Origin of the sequence: Luteimicrobium subarcticum (assembly GCF_002798015.1) — a bacterium.
Classification (GTDB): Bacteria; Actinomycetota; Actinomycetes; order Actinomycetales; family Cellulomonadaceae; genus Luteimicrobium; species Luteimicrobium subarcticum.
The window spans coordinates 446476-463123 of the sequence record NZ_PGTZ01000007.1 but is presented as its reverse complement, the minus strand read 5'-3'; the positions used below and the strand labels follow the sequence as shown (position 1 = coordinate 463123).

General features: G+C 75.3%; 16 protein-coding genes. 1 reads left to right on the top strand and 15 read right to left on the bottom strand.

Going from position 1 to position 16648, the window contains the following annotated elements; all coding sequences use genetic code 11:
• The first annotated feature begins 72 nt into the window (after nucleotides 1–72).
• Nucleotides 73–507, top strand: coding sequence for a nitroreductase family deazaflavin-dependent oxidoreductase (locus CLV34_RS07145; RefSeq protein WP_100349566.1), 435 nt, complete (start codon nucleotides 73–75; stop codon nucleotides 505–507).
• Between the two features lie 7 nt (nucleotides 508–514).
• Here CLV34_RS07145 and mshA read toward each other — a convergent pair whose 3' ends face one another.
• The 15 genes from mshA to folP all read right to left on the bottom strand — a co-directional run bounded on the left by mshA (nucleotide 515) and on the right by folP (nucleotide 16639).
• Complete coding sequence (gene mshA / locus CLV34_RS07140; protein WP_100349895.1) at nucleotides 515–1786, bottom strand: D-inositol-3-phosphate glycosyltransferase; 1272 nt, start codon at nucleotides 1784–1786, stop codon at nucleotides 515–517.
• Between the two features lie 29 nt (nucleotides 1787–1815).
• Nucleotides 1816–3000 carry a lactonase family protein gene (locus CLV34_RS07135; RefSeq protein ID WP_100349565.1) on the bottom strand — a complete coding sequence of 395 codons (1185 nt, stop codon included), beginning with the start codon at nucleotides 2998–3000 and terminating at the stop codon, nucleotides 1816–1818.
• A gap of 67 nt (nucleotides 3001–3067) precedes the next feature.
• A complete protein-coding gene (locus tag CLV34_RS07130; RefSeq protein WP_100349564.1) occupies nucleotides 3068–3400 on the bottom strand; it encodes a histone-like nucleoid-structuring protein Lsr2 in 333 nt (110 codons plus the stop codon).
• Between the two features lie 101 nt (nucleotides 3401–3501).
• Complete coding sequence (locus CLV34_RS07125) at nucleotides 3502–3702, bottom strand: hypothetical protein (RefSeq protein ID WP_100349563.1); 201 nt, start codon at nucleotides 3700–3702, stop codon at nucleotides 3502–3504.
• 13 nt (nucleotides 3703–3715) lie between these two features.
• Nucleotides 3716–5203 carry a lysine--tRNA ligase gene (lysS, locus tag CLV34_RS07120; protein ID WP_211289394.1) on the bottom strand — a complete coding sequence of 496 codons (1488 nt, stop codon included), beginning with the start codon at nucleotides 5201–5203 and terminating at the stop codon, nucleotides 3716–3718.
• A gap of 142 nt (nucleotides 5204–5345) precedes the next feature.
• Complete coding sequence (gene nadC / locus CLV34_RS07115) at nucleotides 5346–6212, bottom strand: carboxylating nicotinate-nucleotide diphosphorylase (protein ID WP_245859118.1); 867 nt, start codon at nucleotides 6210–6212, stop codon at nucleotides 5346–5348.
• A 497-nt stretch (nucleotides 6213–6709) separates the two neighbouring features.
• Nucleotides 6710–8488 carry an L-aspartate oxidase gene (locus CLV34_RS07110; protein WP_100349893.1) on the bottom strand — a complete coding sequence of 593 codons (1779 nt, stop codon included), beginning with the start codon at nucleotides 8486–8488 and terminating at the stop codon, nucleotides 6710–6712.
• An 80-nt stretch (nucleotides 8489–8568) separates the two neighbouring features.
• A complete protein-coding gene (gene panD, locus CLV34_RS07105) occupies nucleotides 8569–9051 on the bottom strand; it encodes an aspartate 1-decarboxylase (RefSeq protein WP_100349561.1) in 483 nt (160 codons plus the stop codon).
• 106 nt (nucleotides 9052–9157) lie between these two features.
• Nucleotides 9158–10063 carry a pantoate--beta-alanine ligase gene (gene panC, locus CLV34_RS07100; RefSeq protein ID WP_100349560.1) on the bottom strand — a complete coding sequence of 302 codons (906 nt, stop codon included), beginning with the start codon at nucleotides 10061–10063 and terminating at the stop codon, nucleotides 9158–9160.
• A complete protein-coding gene (locus tag CLV34_RS07095) occupies nucleotides 10060–11055 on the bottom strand; it encodes a Rossmann-like and DUF2520 domain-containing protein (RefSeq protein WP_100349891.1) in 996 nt (331 codons plus the stop codon). The genes panC and CLV34_RS07095 overlap by 4 nt, the downstream gene beginning before the upstream one ends.
• On the bottom strand, nucleotides 11052–12602 hold the full coding sequence (locus CLV34_RS07090; protein ID WP_245859073.1) for a PH domain-containing protein: 1551 nt from the start codon (nucleotides 12600–12602) through the stop codon (nucleotides 11052–11054). The genes CLV34_RS07095 and CLV34_RS07090 overlap by 4 nt, the downstream gene beginning before the upstream one ends.
• Complete coding sequence (locus CLV34_RS07085; protein ID WP_100349559.1) at nucleotides 12599–13111, bottom strand: PH domain-containing protein; 513 nt, start codon at nucleotides 13109–13111, stop codon at nucleotides 12599–12601. The genes CLV34_RS07090 and CLV34_RS07085 overlap by 4 nt, the downstream gene beginning before the upstream one ends.
• Nucleotides 13108–13587, bottom strand: coding sequence for a DUF3180 domain-containing protein (locus CLV34_RS07080; RefSeq protein ID WP_100349558.1), 480 nt, complete (start codon nucleotides 13585–13587; stop codon nucleotides 13108–13110). The genes CLV34_RS07085 and CLV34_RS07080 overlap by 4 nt, the downstream gene beginning before the upstream one ends.
• Nucleotides 13584–15746 (bottom strand): 2-amino-4-hydroxy-6-hydroxymethyldihydropteridine diphosphokinase, encoded by a 2163-nt coding sequence (gene folK / locus CLV34_RS07075; protein WP_100349557.1) that lies wholly within the window; start codon nucleotides 15744–15746, stop codon nucleotides 13584–13586. Before folK ends, CLV34_RS07080 begins: the two co-directional genes overlap by 4 nt.
• Complete coding sequence (folP, locus tag CLV34_RS07070; protein WP_100349890.1) at nucleotides 15743–16639, bottom strand: dihydropteroate synthase; 897 nt, start codon at nucleotides 16637–16639, stop codon at nucleotides 15743–15745. The genes folK and folP overlap by 4 nt, the downstream gene beginning before the upstream one ends.
• Nucleotides 16640–16648 lie beyond the last annotated feature (9 nt).

Below are 16648 nucleotides of genomic sequence, written 5' to 3'. Positions count from 1 at the left end.
CCGCCCGAGGCCACAGGGACCGCGCAGGCAGGACGCGGGGAAGATGCCGGGGGCGCGTGGCGTTGCCCCGACATGCCAGTCACCGGAACGTACGTCCCCAGCCCTGACGCCCGCACGCGCGACCAGGTCGCCCTCATCGAGTCGTCCGGAGGGACCGAGGGGACGACGATGCGCGGCATGCCCGTCGTCGTCGTGACCTACCGCGGCCGCACCAGCGGCGACGTCCGCAAGATCGCGCTGATGCGCGTCGAGCACGACGGCGACTACGCGATCGTCGCGTCCAAGGGCGGCGCGCCGAAGCACCCCGTCTGGTACCACTCGATCGCCGCCGACCCGCACGTCGAGCTGCAGGACGGCCCCGAGCGGCACGACTACACGGCCCGTGAGCTGTCCGGCGCGGAGCGGGACACCTGGTGGGCGCGGTCCGTCGACGCGTACCCCGACTACGCGGACTACCAGGAGCGGACCGACCGGGAGATCCCCGTCTTCGTGCTCGAGCGCGCCTGACGACCCGTCAGCGGGCCGCGCGGGCCCGGGCGGCCTGCTCGTAGACCCCGAGCAGCTCCTTGGCCGCGCGGTCCCAGCCGAACCGCGTGCTCGACGCGAGCGCCGCCGCGCGCAGCTCGGCGCGCCGGCCGGGGTCGGCAAGCAGGGTCTCGAACGTCCACGCCCACGTCCCCGGGTCGTGGTCCGGCACGAGGACACCCGTGACGCCGTCGTCGACGACGGTCCGCAGGCCCCCGACAGCCGCCGCGACCACGGGCGTCCCGGCCGCCTGCGCCTCCGCGGCGACCAGCCCGAACGACTCGCTGTACGACGGCACGGCCACGAGGTCCGCGGCGTGCAGGAACTCCGCGAGACGCGCCGGCGGCACCGGGTCACGCACCACGACGTGCTCGGCCACACCCTCCTGGTGCGCGAGCGCCAGCAGCTCGCGCACCGCGGTGCGGCGCCCGCTCGCGCCGCCCAGGACCAGCAGCGTCGGGACAGGGGCCCCGGCCCGGTGCAGGGCGCCGAGCGCCCGGACCAGCACGTCGGGCGCCTTGTGCGGCTGGACGCGGCCCGCGAACAGCACCAGCGACCGGTCGCCCGGCAGCCCGAGCGCGCGCCGCCGCGCACGACGGTCCTCGTCCGTGCCGGGCTCGACGTCGCCAGCGGCCTCCTCGACGCCCAGCGGCGCCGGCGGACGGAACGCCTCGAGGTCGACGCCCGGCTCCACCACGTGCACCCGGTCCGGGTCGGCGCCGTACAGGCCCACGAGCTCGCGCGCCTCGTCCGCCGTGTTCGCGACGAGGGCGTCCGCGATCTCGACCACCTGGCTCTCGCCGATCGTCCGGCCCGCCGGCTCCGGCGCGTCGCCGTCCGCGAGCGCGGCGTTCTTGACCTTCGCGAGCGTGTGCATCGTCACGACGAGCGGCACGTCCCAGCGGTCCGCCGCGAGCCAGCCGGCCTGCGCCGAGAGCCAGTAGTGCGCGTGGACGACGTCGTACCAGCCCGGCTCGCGGGCGGCCTCGGCCCGCAGCACCCCCGCGGTGAACGCGCAGAGCTGGCCGGGCAGGTCCGTCTTGTCGAGCCCTTCGAACGGGCCCGCGGTGACGTGCCGCACCGCGACCCCGTCGGCGACCTGCACGACGTCCGGCTGCACGCCCGACGTGCGCCGCGTGAAGATCTCGACCTGCACGCCCCCACGTGCCAGCGCCTTCGACAGCTCGGTGACGTAGACGTTCATGCCGCCTGCGTCGCCGGTGCCCGGCTGCTCGAGCGGCGAGGTGTGCACGCTGAGCATGGCGACGCGCAGCGGACGGTCGGGGAAGGTCACCCCTCCAGTATCCGCCGCTCGACGACGCACGCGGGACGCGGCAGCGTGAGCGACGCCACGACCTCGGCCCGACCCGACGCCGCGTCCACACGCAGCGCCTCCAGCGTCGACGACGTCTGTCCGGCGACCACCACGACGTCGCCGTCGGGCGTGTCCAGCACCGCGAAGTGCCGCGGCCACACCCCGACGAGCGGCGTGTCCGCACGATGCACCAGACGGACGCCGTCCGCGTCCCGGACCACGTCGAACGTCGCGAGCACGTCCGGGCCACGCACCGTGAGGTACAGGCGGGCGCCGTCCGGGCTCAGGGCGACGTGCGACGGGAACGCGCGGACCTCGGCGGGAGCCGCCGTCGTGTGCGCCGGCACCGCGGACCGCCACGTCGCATCCGCGTGCCCGTCGGCGTCCGTGCCGGTCTCGAGGACGTGCACCTGGTCGTCCAGCTCGCCGACCACGAACGCGAAGCCGGCGCCCGGCGTGCGCTCCGGGGCGACCACGAGGTGCCGCGGACCCGCGCCCGCCGGCAGCGTCACGACCGTGCCGGCCGCACGCACCGCACCGTCGCCCGTCGGGACGTACCGGCGCACCCGGTCCGCGCCCAGGTCGACGACCCACGCGGCACCGTCCGGGCCCGCGACCGCGTAGTGCGCGTGCGGGCCCTCCTGACGGTCCGTCACCGGGCCCGTGCCCTCGCCCGCGTGCACCCCGCCGTCGCCCGCGAACGACCCGTCCGCCGCGAGCGGGACCGTCGCGAAGCCGCCCGTGCCGTAGTTCGCGACCCACAGCGTGTCGCCCTCGGCCACTACGTGGCAGGGGAAGTCGCCGTGCGTCGGCACCGCCGCCGTCAGCGCCAGGTCGTCCGACCCGGGGCTGCTGCGGAACGCCGACACCGCTCCGTCCGCCGTCTCCGTGACCGCGTACAGCGTCCGCTCGTCGGACGTGAGCGCCACGAACGACGGCGACGTCACCCGGACCACCTGCTGCGCCGCCCCGAAACCGCCCGACGCCAGGTCCAGCTCGACGCTCCACACGCCCTCCCCCGCGCCGGGGGCGTCGTCGTCGGCGGGGTACGTACCCACCCACAGGCGGCGGGTCGAGGGTGCCGGTGCGACCGCGTCCACCGCGGCGTGGGACGGGTCGTGCGCGGGCGCGACGTCGCCCGCAGAAGAGCTGGGAGTCATGCGGCAAGACTACGGGCCCGTCACCGGACGGTGACGGGCCCGCAGCACGAGCGATGCGGGACGACGGTCAGTGCGCCGCCTCGTACTTCGCCTTGACGTCCGCCGGGATGCGGCCGCGCTCCGAGACGGTGATCCCGTTCTCGCGCGCCCACTCGCGGATCTTCGTCGCGTCGCTCGCACCACCACGGGCACGACGCGCCGCCGGACGCGCAGCCGACGCACGGCCACCCACCTTGCGACCGTGCCCGATCCACGTGGCGAACGCCTCGCGGAGCTCCGACGCGTGCTTCGCGTTGAGGTCGATCTCGTAGGAGACGCCGTCGAGCGCGAACGTCACGGTCTCGTCCGCCGCACCACCGTCGAGATCGTCGACAAGGAGGACCTGGACCTTCTGGACCACGTTGAGCCTCGATTCCTGGGAAGTCGTCACACCACTGAATTGCTGGACGATTTCCAGGTTCTCACGCGCAGGTAATGCGCGTCAAAGACGGCACGCCGAAACTATTCGCCGGACGGGCTTGCGTCGTCCCTCGCGCCGCGCTCGGCGGACTGCATTTCTGCCGCGCGCCGCGCCGCCTGCTCGTCCAGTGCCGCCATCGCGTTCCGCTCGTTCCGGTCCGCGCGCACGATCTTGCGCATCACGAAGTAGAACAACAGTCCCACCGCGATCGACGGGATCACGGCCTCGAGAAATCCGACCATCTGCGTGCTGCTCCTACTGCTGCGGCTTCACGAGCGGGAAAAGGATGGTCTCGCGGATACCCTGACCCGTGAGCGCCATGAGCAGGCGGTCGACGCCCATGCCCATACCGCCCGACGGCGGCATCGCGTGCTCCATCGCCGTGAGGAAGTCCTCGTCGAGACGCATCGCCTCGTCGTCGCCCGCCGCCGCGAGCACGGCCTGCGCCTCGAAACGCTCCCGCTGGACCACCGGGTCCACGAGCTCCGAGTACGCCGTCGCCAGCTCGAAACCACGCACGTACAGGTCCCACTTCTCGACCACGCCCGCGATGCTGCGGTGGTCACGCGTCAACGGGGACGTCTCGACCGGGAAGTCGCGAACGAACGTCGGCGCCCACAGGTGGTCGCCCACCAGGTGCTCCCAGATCTCCTCCACGAGCTTGCCGTGGCTCGCACGCTTCGCGTCGTACGACACCTCCAGACGGTCCGCGACCGCCAGCAGGTGCGCCACCGACGTCTCCGGCGTGATCTCCTCGCCCAGCGCCTCCGACAGCGACCCGTACATCGTGATCGTCGTCCACTCGCCGCCCAGCTCGTACTCGCTGCCGTCGGGGAGGGTCACCGTCGTCGTGCCCAGCGCGTCGAGCGCCGCCCGCTGCACGAGGTCCTGGGTCAGCGCCGCCATCGTGTCGTAGTCGCCGTAGGCCTCGTACGCCTCCAGCATCGCGAACTCCGGCGAGTGCGTGGAGTCCGCGCCCTCGTTCCGGAAGTTGCGGTTGATCTCGAACACCCGCTCGACGCCACCCACGACCGCCTTCTTCAAGAAGATCTCCGGGGCGATACGCAGGTAGAGGTCGATGTCGTACGCATTCATGTGCGTCTCGAAAGGACGCGCCGCCGCACCCGACGCGATCGTCTGGAGCATCGGCGTCTCGACCTCGAGATAACGGCGACCATGGAAGTTCTCCCGCAAGGAACGCACCACCGCGGCACGGAAACGCACCATGTCGCGCGCCGCCGGACGCGCAATGAGGTCCACGTAGCGCTGCCTAACCCGCGACTCCTCGGAAAGGTCCTTGTGCAGCACCGGAAGGGGGCGCAGCGACTTCGCCGCGATCTGCCACGCGTCCGCGAACACCGACAGCTCGCCGCGGCGCGACGAGATCACCCGGCCGTGCGCGAACAGGTGGTCGCCCAGGTCGACGTCCGACTTGAACGCCGCGAGCGACTCCGGGCCGACCTCCCCCTGGCTCAGCATCACCTGGAGGCGCGTGCCGGCGCCGTCCTGCAGCGTCACGAAGCACAGCTTGCCCGTGTTGCGCAGGAACACGACACGGCCCGCGACGCCCACGACGTCAGCCGTCTCCTCGCCCGCCTCGAGACCCGCGTGCTGGGCCACGACGTCCGCGATCTCGTGCGTGCGCCCCACCGTCACCGGGTACGCCTCGCCACCCGACGCGAGGATCCGGTCCCGCTTCTCGCGCCGGATCCGGAGCTGCTCCGGAAGGTCGTCGACAACCACGTCCGACGCCTCGGCGGGTGTCGCGACGGGACTCGTGGCGGGACTCGTGTCGGGCGCGGGAGAACCGCTGTCAGGGGTGGTGGTCACCCGACGATTCTACGGGCCGTCCCGGTGGGGGCCTGGGCGCGCCGTCCGCACCCGGCTACCGCAGGTCGAGCGCCAGGTCGAGGATCGGCGACGAGTGCGTCAGACCACCCACGGACAGGTGGTCCACCCCCGTCGCCGCGACCTCCGCCGCCCGGTCGAGCGTCAGGTTGCCCGTCGCCTCCAGCTCGACGTACCCCGGGGCGTCGGGGACGTCCGTGGTCCGCGCGCGCACCGCGGCCACCGTCGCGGCGAGCACCGGTGTCGGCATGTTGTCCAGCAGCAGGAAGTCGGCACCCGCGTCGATCGCCTCGAGCGCCTGCTCCGTCGTGTCGGCCTCCACCTGGATCGCGACCTCCGGGAACCGCTCCCGCACGGCCTCCACGGCCGCGCCGACCGAGCCCGCCGCCACGACGTGGTTGTCCTTGACCATCGCGACGTCGTACAAGCCCATGCGCTTGTTGGTGCCACCCCCTGCGCGCACCGCGTACTTCTCCAGCGCCCGCAGGCCCGGCGTCGTCTTGCGCGTGTCCAGCACCAGGGCGCGCGTCCCTGCGAGCGCATCCGCCCACCGGCGGGTGTGCGTCGCCACGCCGCTCGCCCGGCTCGCCAGGTTCAGCATCGTGCGCTCCGCCACCAGCAGCACCTGCGTGCGGCCCGACAACGTCGCGAGGACGTCGCCCGCGCGGACCGCGTCGCCGTCGCGCGCCACGAACACCACCGTCGGCGTCGGCGCGCCGAGTCGCGCCGCGACCTGCGCCAGCACCTCGTCCACCGCCACGAGGCCCGCGACCACACCGTCCGCCCGGGCCACCAGGTCGGCGCAGCCCTCCGCGTCCGCGGCGATCGTGGCCTGCGTCGTGACGTCACGTCCGGGCTCGGGGCCGAGGTCCTCGTCGAGGGCGGTCCGGACGACTCCCGCCAACCACGCGGTGTCGAGCCGGTCGTCGAACGCGGGCGACGTCGGCGGGCTGGGCGACAGGGGCGAGGTGGACGGAGCGGGCGAGGTGGACGGAGCGGGCGAGGGCACGGGAGCGGGAGCCGGGGAGGTCACGCGGACACCGTATCCGCCCGCACCAGGCCGTCCGTCGCCTACGCAAGGTCGCTTCGCGTCCGATGCGGCGCACGCGAACCGCCGAAACGGACGCGAAGGACCTCGCACGCCGGGGTGTTGTGCGCTGCACGCCCCCCGTCGACCTGGGCCGGTCGGGGAGCGCGTCCTGCCGGCGTCCACGGCTCCGCACCGCGCGCCACTGTCGTCCGCGAACGGGCAGCGCCGGGCCGGGCGGACGCGCTTCGCGTGCGCAACGGCGCTTCGCGTGCGCTCTTCCGCACGCGAAGCGACCTTGCGTAGGCGACGGCGCGCCGGTAGACGGGCGCCGGGGGCGGGGTCAGGCGGGGAGGGGTCAGACGGGCAAAGGGTCAGGTGGGGAGGGGGGACGTCGTGACGCGCAGCGTGCCGTCGTCGTCCACCCGGACCAGCACCCGACGCCGCCATCCGTCGTCCCGGGACGGGTGGTCCGTCCGGAAGTGCCCGCCACGGCTCTCCGCGCGCGCCAGCGCGGCCTCCGTCAGCGCGGACGCCACCTGGTGGACGTTCGTGGTCTCCCACTCGGCGAGCTGCGGGACGACGACGGCCCCCGCGGCGTCGCCGCCCTCGGCCGCGTCGAGCAGCGCAGCGAGATGGTTCCGGGCCCCGAGCAGGCCGCGCGCGTCCCTCATGACGCCCGGCCCCGCGGACGCGATCGCCTGGACGCGTGAGCGTGCCGCCGCGGGCACCAGCCCGGCCGGCCCGGACCGTTCGACGGGCTCGTGCTGGACGAGCTCGCCGGACGCGATGCGTTCCGCGACGTCGCGTGCGGCCCGGACGGCGAACACGAGCCCTTCGAGCAGCGAGTTCGACGCGAGGCGGTTCGCGCCGTGCACGCCCGTGCAGGCGACCTCGCCGCAGGCGGACAGCCCGGGGACGTCGGTCCGGCCGTCGAGGTCGGTCACGACACCGCCCGAGTGGTAGTGCTGCGCGGGAGCGACGGGCACGGGCTCCTCGCTCCAGTCGATGCCGAGCCCGGCGAGCCGCGCGGTGATCGTCGGGAAGCGCCGCGCGAGGAACGCGCGGCCGAGGTGCCGTGCGTCGAGCAGGACGTGGTCGGACCCCGTCGCGGCCATCTGCCGGACGATCGCGTGCGCCACGACGTCGCGCGGCGCGAGCTCGGCCATGGGGTGCACGTCGGGCATGAACCGCACGCCGTTGGTGTCGACGAGCAGCGCGCCCTCGCCACGGACTGCCTCCGAGATGAGCGGGAGCTGGCCCTTCACGGCCGACCCGAGCCACAGGACCGTGGGGTGGAACTGCACGAACTCGAGGTCGCCGACGGTCGCGCCCGCGCGCAGCGCGGCGGCGATCCCGTCACCGGTCGCGGCCTGCGGGTTGGTCGACGACCGGAACACCTGCCCGATGCCGCCGGTCGCGAGGACGACCGCCTTCGCGAGGACGGCGCCGATCCCGTCGCGCGACCCCTCGCCGCGGACGTGCAGCGTGACGCCGCACGCCGGCGCCGGGCCGGGCACCCCACCGACCGAGCCGTCCGGCCCGTCGGCGGACCCTGACGCACCGGGCGCGCCCGGCGTCCCGGTGAGCACGTCGACGACGAGCGCGTTCTCCACGACCTCGATGCCCGGGTCGTTGCGGACCGCCTCGAGCTGCGCGACGAGCGCCCGCGAGATCTCGGCGCCGGTCGCGTCACCGCCCGCGTGCGCGATCCGGTCGGCGTGGTGGCCGCCCTCGCGGGTCAGGGCGATGCCACCCGACCCGTCGGTGTCGAACACGGCGCCGCGCGCCACGAGCTCGCGGACGCGCTCCGGACCCTCGGTGACGAGGACCTCGACGGCGCGCCGGTCGCACAGCCCGACGCCGGCGACGAGGGTGTCCTCGAGGTGTGCCTCGGGCGAGTCGTCGGGGTCGAGGGCCGCGGCGATGCCGCCCTGCGCCCACACCGTCGACCCGGACGACAACGCCCCCTTCGTGACGAGGAGCACCCGCTCGACGCGTTCGCGCAGCTCGAGCGCCGCCGTGAGCCCGGCGATCCCCGAGCCCACCACGACGACGTCCGCGGACGTCGTCCACCCGGGCTCGTCGGCACGCAGGCGGCGCCGGATCCGCGCCGGCACGCGGCCGGGCCCGTCATAGGGGCCGTCGGGCACCGGGCCCCGGCTGTCGGACGCGCCGGACGCGGGGCGCGGACGTCCCGCCGCCCCCGCGGGCGGCACGACGGTCTCCGCCACTACGGGACCAGCACGTCGTCGGCGGGCGACCCGAACGGGAGCGTCCCGAGCGGGCCGCGGACCCCGTAGCCCTGCACGTCCTCGAACGGGACGCCGCTCGCCTCCAGCCCGTACCCGCCGGGCACCTGTCCGGGGTCGTCACCGATGTCGACGATGCCGTTCCGGTCGTCGACGAAGACGACGTTGGGCACGAAGGTGCGGGCCTCGTCGTCCGCGAGGGTGCCGTACGCGATGACGATGACGACGTCGCCGGGGGTGATGTGGTGCGCGGCGGCGCCGTTGATGCACATCTCGCCGCTGCCCCGCTCCCCCGGGATGACGTAGGTCGTGAGCCGGGACCCGTTGGTGACGTCGACGACGTCGACCTGCTGCCCCGGGAGGAGGTCGGCGGCGTCCAGCAGCTCGGCGTCGACCGTGAGCGAACCCACGTAGTGCAGGTCCGCCTGCGTGACGGTGGCCCGGTGGATCTTCGAGATCATCATCGGGCGGCGCAGGGAGGTCGCGCGCGCGTGCGGGCGTCGGGGTGTCACGAGTGATGCCTTCCAGTCGATCGGTGGCCCTGGTGCGGGGCGGGTCGGCCCGGGCGGCTCAGCCGGCCAGCACGACCGTCCGGTTGTCGATCAGACGGGTCGTGCCGACGCGGGCCGCCACCAGGAGCAACGCCGGGCCGGCGGCAGGGCTTCCCGCTCCCGCCACCTCTTGCAGGTCCTCCACGGTATCCGGGTCGACGAGCGCGAGGTAGTCGACGACGACGCCGTCGGCGGCGTTCAGGGTCTCGGCCGCCGCACCGACGACGTCCTGGGCCGAGCCGCCGGCGTCCGCGGCCGCGACACCGGCGGCGAGCGCCCGGCTCAGCGCGAGCGCCCGGCCACGTTCCTCGGACGACAGGTAGGCGTTGCGGGACGACATGGCGAGGCCGTCGGGCTCCCGCACGATCGGCACCCCGACGACGTCGACCGGGACGTCCAGGTCGACGACCATGCGCCGGACCAGCAGGAGCTGCTGGGCGTCCTTCTCGCCGAAGAGCGCGACGTCGGGCGCGACGAGGTGCATGAGCTTGAGCACGACGGTGAGCATGCCGTCGAAGTGCCCGGGCCGCGACGCGCCCTCGAGGACGCTGCCGAGCGGGCCCGCGGAGACGCGCACGAGCGCACCACCGTCCGGGTAGACGACGTCGGGCGTGGGGGCGAACACGACGTCGGCCCCCACGGACGCGACCTTCGCGAGGTCGCCGTCGAGGTCGCGCGGGTAGGCGTCGAGGTCCTCGCCCGCACCGAACTGCAGCGGGTTGACGAAGATCGTGACGACGACGGTGCCGTCGCCGCCCACGAGCTCGCGGGCCCGGCGCACGAGGGTGAGGTGCCCGTCGTGGAGCGCGCCCATCGTCATGACGACGGCGCGGCGCCCCCCGGCGGTCGCGTCGGCGGCGTCCGGACGGCCCGCGAGCGCGTCCGCGAGGGCCTCACGGGTGGTCACGAGCAAGGGTTCGGTCATGTCTCGTCCTGTTCCGGGTCGGGTTTCCCTGCGTCGTCGAGCGCGTCGAGCACCTCCGCGGCGCGGGCCGCGGGGAGTCGCCCGGCCGCCACGGCGCGGGCGGCGGTGGCACGCACGAGGGCCGTGTAGGTGGGCACGACGTCGTGCGCGGCGGGGTCGGCGCCCAGCCCGCGCAGCGCGTCGAGGTGCGCACGGACCGTGCCGACGTCACCGCGCACGACCGGCCCGGTCAGCGCGCCCACGGCCGACGCCCCCCGCGCGGGGGTGCCGGGCCCGGCGGCCGGGTCGCCCGGCTCAGGCCCGACGTCGGCCCAGCGGAGCGCACCGTCGAGCGCCGCGCCGAGCAGGGGTCCGAGCGCGCGCCCGGGATGCTCGAGCCCGGCCGCAGCGAGCGCCTGCGCCGCCTGGGCGACGAGCGTGACGAGATGGTTCGAGCCGTGCGCGAGCGCCGCGTGGTAGAGCGCCCGGTCGTCCTCGGCGACGACGGCGGGCTCGCCGCCGAGCTCGACGACGAGCGCCTGCGCGATGGGCAGGACGGGGGCCGCTGCCGTCACGGCGAAGGTCGCGCCCTCGAGCCGGGCGAGGTCGAGCGACGTCCCGGTGAACGTCATCGCGGGGTGCACGGCGAGCGGGATCGCGCCGCCGGCGCGGGCCGGCTCGAGCACCCGCACGCCGTAGCGGCCGGACGTGTGCACGGCGAGCTGGCCGCTCTGCCACGCCCCGAGCCGGGCGAGGCCCTCGACGACCCCCGCGAGCTCGTCGTCGGGCACGGTGAGGAGCACCAGCTCGGCGCGGCGCACCACCTCGGGCACGTCCAGGACGGGCACACCCGGCAGGAGCGCGTCGATCCGCTCACGGCTCTCCGCGGAGACGCCGGACGCGCCGACGACGGCGTGGCCCACGGCCCGCAACGCCGACCCGAGCACCGCGCCGACACGTCCCGCGCCGACGACCCCGACGCCGAGCCGGGCCGCGCCGCGCGCGCCGCTCACGGGGCCGTCTCCGGGCGCATCCACCGCTCGGGCACGTCGTGCGCGCGGGCCTCGCGGGCGCGCACGACCTGCTCGTCGAGGAGGCGGCGCGCCACCGACCCGTCGAGGTGCGGGATCTGGGGGCTGACGGGTCCGGGCGTCGAGTGCACGACGAACGTCGCGATCCCGAGCCGTCGGCCGACCGGACCCTGCCGCAGCCCGAGGGACTGGGTGCGGCCGTGCGGGACGAGGACGAGCCGCCGGTGCAGCCGGCCGGTGCGCGCGACCAGCGCCCGGTGCGTCACGGTGAACGCCGTCCTGCGCCACGCGACGGGGTCGAGCCAGCGGGCGCGCCGCGGCGCGGCCGTGTACACGTCCGAGGGGCCGGTCCCGCCGAGGCCCTCGGACAGCACGCCGACCGGGTCGGGGGTGCCGAGGTCCGGCAGCACGAGCCACACGGCGGTGAACGCCTCGTGACGTGTCGCGACGGGGTGCAGCACCGTGGACGACGGCTTCGACTCCGCGCTGTTCCCGTACCCGGCCACGTTCACCCGGACGACCCACCAGTCGTTGCGGCGCCACAGGAGCGGCTGGTGGAGCTCGACGGCCTGGACGCGGCCCGGCGGGATCGTCTGGGCGCGCGACTCGGTGAGCCCGTGCTCGAGCCGGATGCCGTCGGGCGACGTCGCCGCACGGAACGCGAAGCCGCGGTTGAACCGGTTGAACACCGCGGACCCGAGGCCGACGACCACCCAGATCATCGTGAACGCCGCCGCGAGGGAGTGCGTCGCGACGCCCAGCCCGACGACCCCGAGGAGGACCACGAGGAGCGCGATCGCCTCCCCCGTGAGCAGCGTCGACCCGACGAGCCGTCCCGAGGGGACCTCGTAGACCTCCTGCTCGGGTGCCTCGAGGGCGGGGACCCGCAGCAGACCGGGCACCACCGCGGCCGGGGCGTCGGACGGGGCCGGACCGTCGGACCGGACCGGGACCGGGCCGACGGGGGCGGCAGCGCCGTCGACGCGGGGGGCCGCGACCACGGTGGCGTCGACGCCCGCGGCACGCGCCAGCACCTCGGCGCGCAGCAGGCGGGCGTCCGCCTCGCGCAGGTACGCGATGGTGACCGCGGAACCGGACCCGCCCGCGACCTCGATCTTCAGCTCGGCCAGACCGACGAGCCGCGCAACGAACGGCTGCTCGACGTCGATGGCCTGCACCCGGTCCAGGCGCGCCTTGCGGTGCTGGCGCCAGATCACGCCGCGGCGCACGTGCACGGCGTCGTCCGTCAGCGCGAAGGCCGTGAACCGCCACGACAGCCAGCTCAGTCCGACCACGACGACCGCGAGGGCGAGCAGGCCGAGCCCCACCCAGCCGAGGTGGTTCACCGCGGCGTCGCGCTCCTCGGCACCCTGCTCGAGGACCTGTCGGCCGAACCCCAGGACGACGACCACGACGACGACCCACCCGCGCACGAGCGGGGTGACGGGGTGCACGCGACGCCAGTCGAACCCGGTCGCGCCCCCCGCCAGGGCTTCGTCGGCCGCGGCGTCGCCGGACGACGCGGTCACAGGCCCGCGAGCCGCGCCTCGCCGCGGGCGGCGAGGTGGTCCCGGAGGCCTTCGGCGACGTCCGCCGTGAGCCCGTCGATCGATGCGTCCGTGCCGGGAGACGCCGTGTGGAGCTGGAGCGACGCGAGCCCGAGGGCCCGCAGGAGCGGTCCGCGCTGCACGTCGAGGTACTGCATCCGGCCGTAGGGCACGACGACGAGCCGGCGCACCAGGATCCCGTGCCGGATGAGCAGGTCGTCGTCACGCTCCGCGTACCCGACCGCACGGACCTGACGGGGCACGAGCCACGCGACCCAGACGGCGACGAGCACGACGACAGCGGTCGCGGCCCAGGCCCAGGCCGAGCCCGTGAGGACACCCACGACGACGCCCACGACCACGAGGAGCGCGAGCGGGACGCCCGCGGTGACGTAGCGGGCGACGATCAACCGGTCGGAGACCCGCGACCACTCCACACCGGGCGGAGCGAACACGTCGGAGCCCTGTCGGGCACCCCCTCGGTCGGTCATGCGCTCATCCTCGCACCGCCGCCGCCCCGCTCGTCACCGTCCGTGGGCGGAAGCTCGCAGAAGCGCTCCACGACGTGTCCGGCGACGGCGAGCACGAGAGCGGCGAGGGCTGCGACGCCGGCCGCGATCGCCTTCTCGCGGCGTGCCTCGACGTCGAGGTCTCCGAGCGCCGGGAGCACCTGGCCGAGGTACCACCCGACGAGGACGGACCCGGTGACGGCCGCTGCCTTGCCCAGCACGAACGTGCGGGCGGCGCGGATGCCGTCGAGCCGAGGACGGTCCCCCTTCTGGTAGGCCCGTACACCCCAGCCGGCCCAGAACACCGCGCCGGCCAGGAGGACGATCGCGACGTCGACGACCCAGGGCACCCGGGGCAGGAACGTCCCCCGGGACTCGAGCGCCCCGACCACGACCCAGCCCACGAGGGCGGCCACGACGGCCAGCACCACGAGGACCCCGACCGACGTGCGCCTCATGCTCCGGGCGCCCCCTCACCGTGCTCGTCCGCGACGGGCGTGCGGCGCCACTCGACCGGCACCCCGACGATCTGGACGGGCTCACCGGCCTGCGGCGGCTGCGCCAGGGCGGTGGGCGGGAACGACACGGGCGGGAGCGCGACCGGCGGGAGCGCGACCGGCGGCGCGGAGTGCTCCTCGGGCACCTGCCGACGCTCGGCGCCCGGCGCCGCAGGGACGGGCGGCCGGGCGACGGCGGACGGCTGTGCGGGTGCGGGCGCGACGGGGGTCGCGCTCGTCGTCGGCGCGAACAGGGAGCGCCGCGACACCTGCTGCTGGTGGTGCTGCAGCGGGTCGACGGGCGCGAACGCAGGACGCGACGGGGCCTCGGGGGCACCCAGCAGCTCGGCGAACGACGGCTCGGCGGCGAGGACGTGGCGGTCCTGCTCGAACCCCTGCGGGCTCACGCCACCCTGGGCCTGAGGCGCCGCCTCGGAAGCCGGGGGCGCCGGCGGGACGCCCGGCGTGTGCGGTCGGCCGGGCTCGTCGCCCGTGTCCGCGCCGTGCTGCGGCACCGCGTCCACGTCGTCCGCGGGATCGGGAGCACCCTGCGCGGTGCTGGACCCGTCCTCGGGGTACGCGACCTCCGGCGCCGACGGATCGTCGGCCGCGGCCGGCGCGACGGACGGCACGGCGAGGCCGCCGGGCTCCCCGGACGGCTCGGGATCCTGCGCGACGAGGTCGTCGTAGGCGTAGGCGACGTCCTCGTCCGGTGACGGGCCGTCGGGGGACGCGCTGTCGGCGGACGGCTCCTCGGTGCCCAGCCAGTCGAGCGCGAGCCAGCGGATGCCCGTGCGGTCGGGCGCCGTCGCCGCGAGCTGCGCGACCGGCCCGCCGCCGAGGCCCGGGAGGACCGCGTCGGGCTGCACCTGCGACCAGGGCTCGAGCACGAACGCCCGCTCGTGCGCCCGCGGGTGCGGCAGCTCGAGGTCGGTCGCGACGTCCGTGAGCGTGCCGTACACGACGATGTCGACGTCGAGGGTCCGCGGGCCCCACCGCTCCTCGCGCACGCGTCCGAAGCTGTGCTCGACGTCGTGGCACGTGTGCAGCAGCTCGCGTGCGGACATCGTGGTCGAGGCGACGACCACCGCGTTGAGGAAGTCGTCCTGGTCGACGCCGCCGACCGGCGCCGTCCGCGCGAGGGGCGACACGTCGACGACGTGCAGACCGTCGATCGAGTCGAGCGCCGTGATGGCGTCCCGCAGCGTCTGCTGGGTGTCGCCGACGTTCGCGCCGAGGGCGAGGACGACCTCGACGGGCTCCTCGGGCTCCTCGTCCATCCGGTCGAGCTCGCGGGCCGGGGCCGGCGGCGCGCCGACGTGCTCCTCGTAGTCGGCGGCGGACCACATCTGGGTCGGCTCGTCGTCCGAGAGCTCGTCCTGGGCGGTGGCCGGGCGGTCCGCGGGGTGCTCGGCGTCCACGGCTGCGCCGCCCGCCGCGAGGCCGGCGACACCCACGACGGCCACGTCGGCCGGCACGTGCGCCGGGGACGCCTCGGCGGTGTCCGTCACCCCGGGATCGGCTGAGGCGACCTCGGTCGAGGTGGTACCCGTCGCCGGGGTACCCACCGACGGAGTGCCCGCCGACGGGGTGTCCACCGACGGAGTGCCCGCCGACGGGGTGTCCGGCGACCCCGCGGGGTCAGGGAGCATCGCAGCGGCGGCGCCCGGCACGTCCTCGTGCTGAGCGGGGACGGGCGGCACCAGCTCGAGGACGGGCGGACGCGTCCGGCTGCGGTGCACGCTGACCTGGACGTCGTCGAACGGCACGGTCACCGGCGCCTGCGGCTTGTGGAGCGTGACGTCGACCGCGAACGCCGTCGGGGCCGCGAGGGCCACCGCGGCGACCCGCTCGGCCACGGTCTCGACGAGGTCCGCGGGGTCGCCCTCGAGCACCGCGACGACCTGCTCGGCGAGCACGCCGTAGTCCACGGTGGCCTCGAGGTCGTCGCCGGCCGCGGCCTGACGCGTGTCGAGGTGCAGGACGACGTCCGCGACGAACTCCTGCCCCTCGACGCGTTCGTGGGCCAGCACGCCGTGGTAGCCGGTGGCGCGCAGCCCGACGAGTCGGATCTGGTCCAGCGGCTCACCGTCGGCGCCGATCACCTGGTGCACGGTCACGGTCGTCTCCCCTCTGCCACCGACACGGAGCCGTCGGTGGGTTGGTCGTCCTGCGGTCCCCCGGGGAGCGGCTCACGCCGACCCGTACGGGACCCTCTCACGTCCTCGTCCCAGCGCGCGACCACGCGCACGGCGTCGGCGGACGACCGCACGTCGTGCACCCGCACGCACCAGGCCCCCGCGGCCGCGCACAGCGTCGTGACGGCCGCGGTCGCGGCGTCACGGGCGAGCGGTGGCACCGGCTCCCCGGACGGCCCGGCCAGCAGGTGCCCGAGGAAGCGCTTGCGGCTCGCGCCGACGAGCACCGGGCGGCCCAGCGCTCCCAGGACGTCCAGGTGGGCGAGCAGGGGCCAGTTGTCCGCGCCGGGCTTCGCGAACCCGAGCCCGGGGTCGAGGACGACCTGCTCCAGCGCGACGCCGGCGGCCACCAGGGCGTCGAGCCGCGCGGCGAGCTCGTCGCGGACGTCGCGCACCACGTCGGTGTACGCGGCGAGCGCGTCCATCTCGGTCGCGTGGCCACGCCAGTGCATCGCGACGTACACGACGCCCGCGTCGGCGACCACGCGGGCCATGTCGGGGTCGGCCAGGCCGCCGGAGACGTCGTTGACGACGCGTGCGCCCGCGGCGACGGCCCGCTCGGCCACGACCGCGCGCGTCGTGTCGACGCTCACGACAGCACCGCGCGCCGCGAGGGCCGACACGACGGGGAGCACGCGAGCGAGCTCGTCCTCGGTGGAGACGCGCGCCGCGCCCGGACGGGTGGACTCACCGCCGACGTCGAGCAGGTCCGCGCCGTCGGCGAGCAGCTGGAGGCCGTGCGCGACGGCCGCGTCGGGCTCGAACCACTGGCCGCCGTCGGAGAACGAGTCGGGCGTCACGTTCACGACCCCCATGACGAGGGT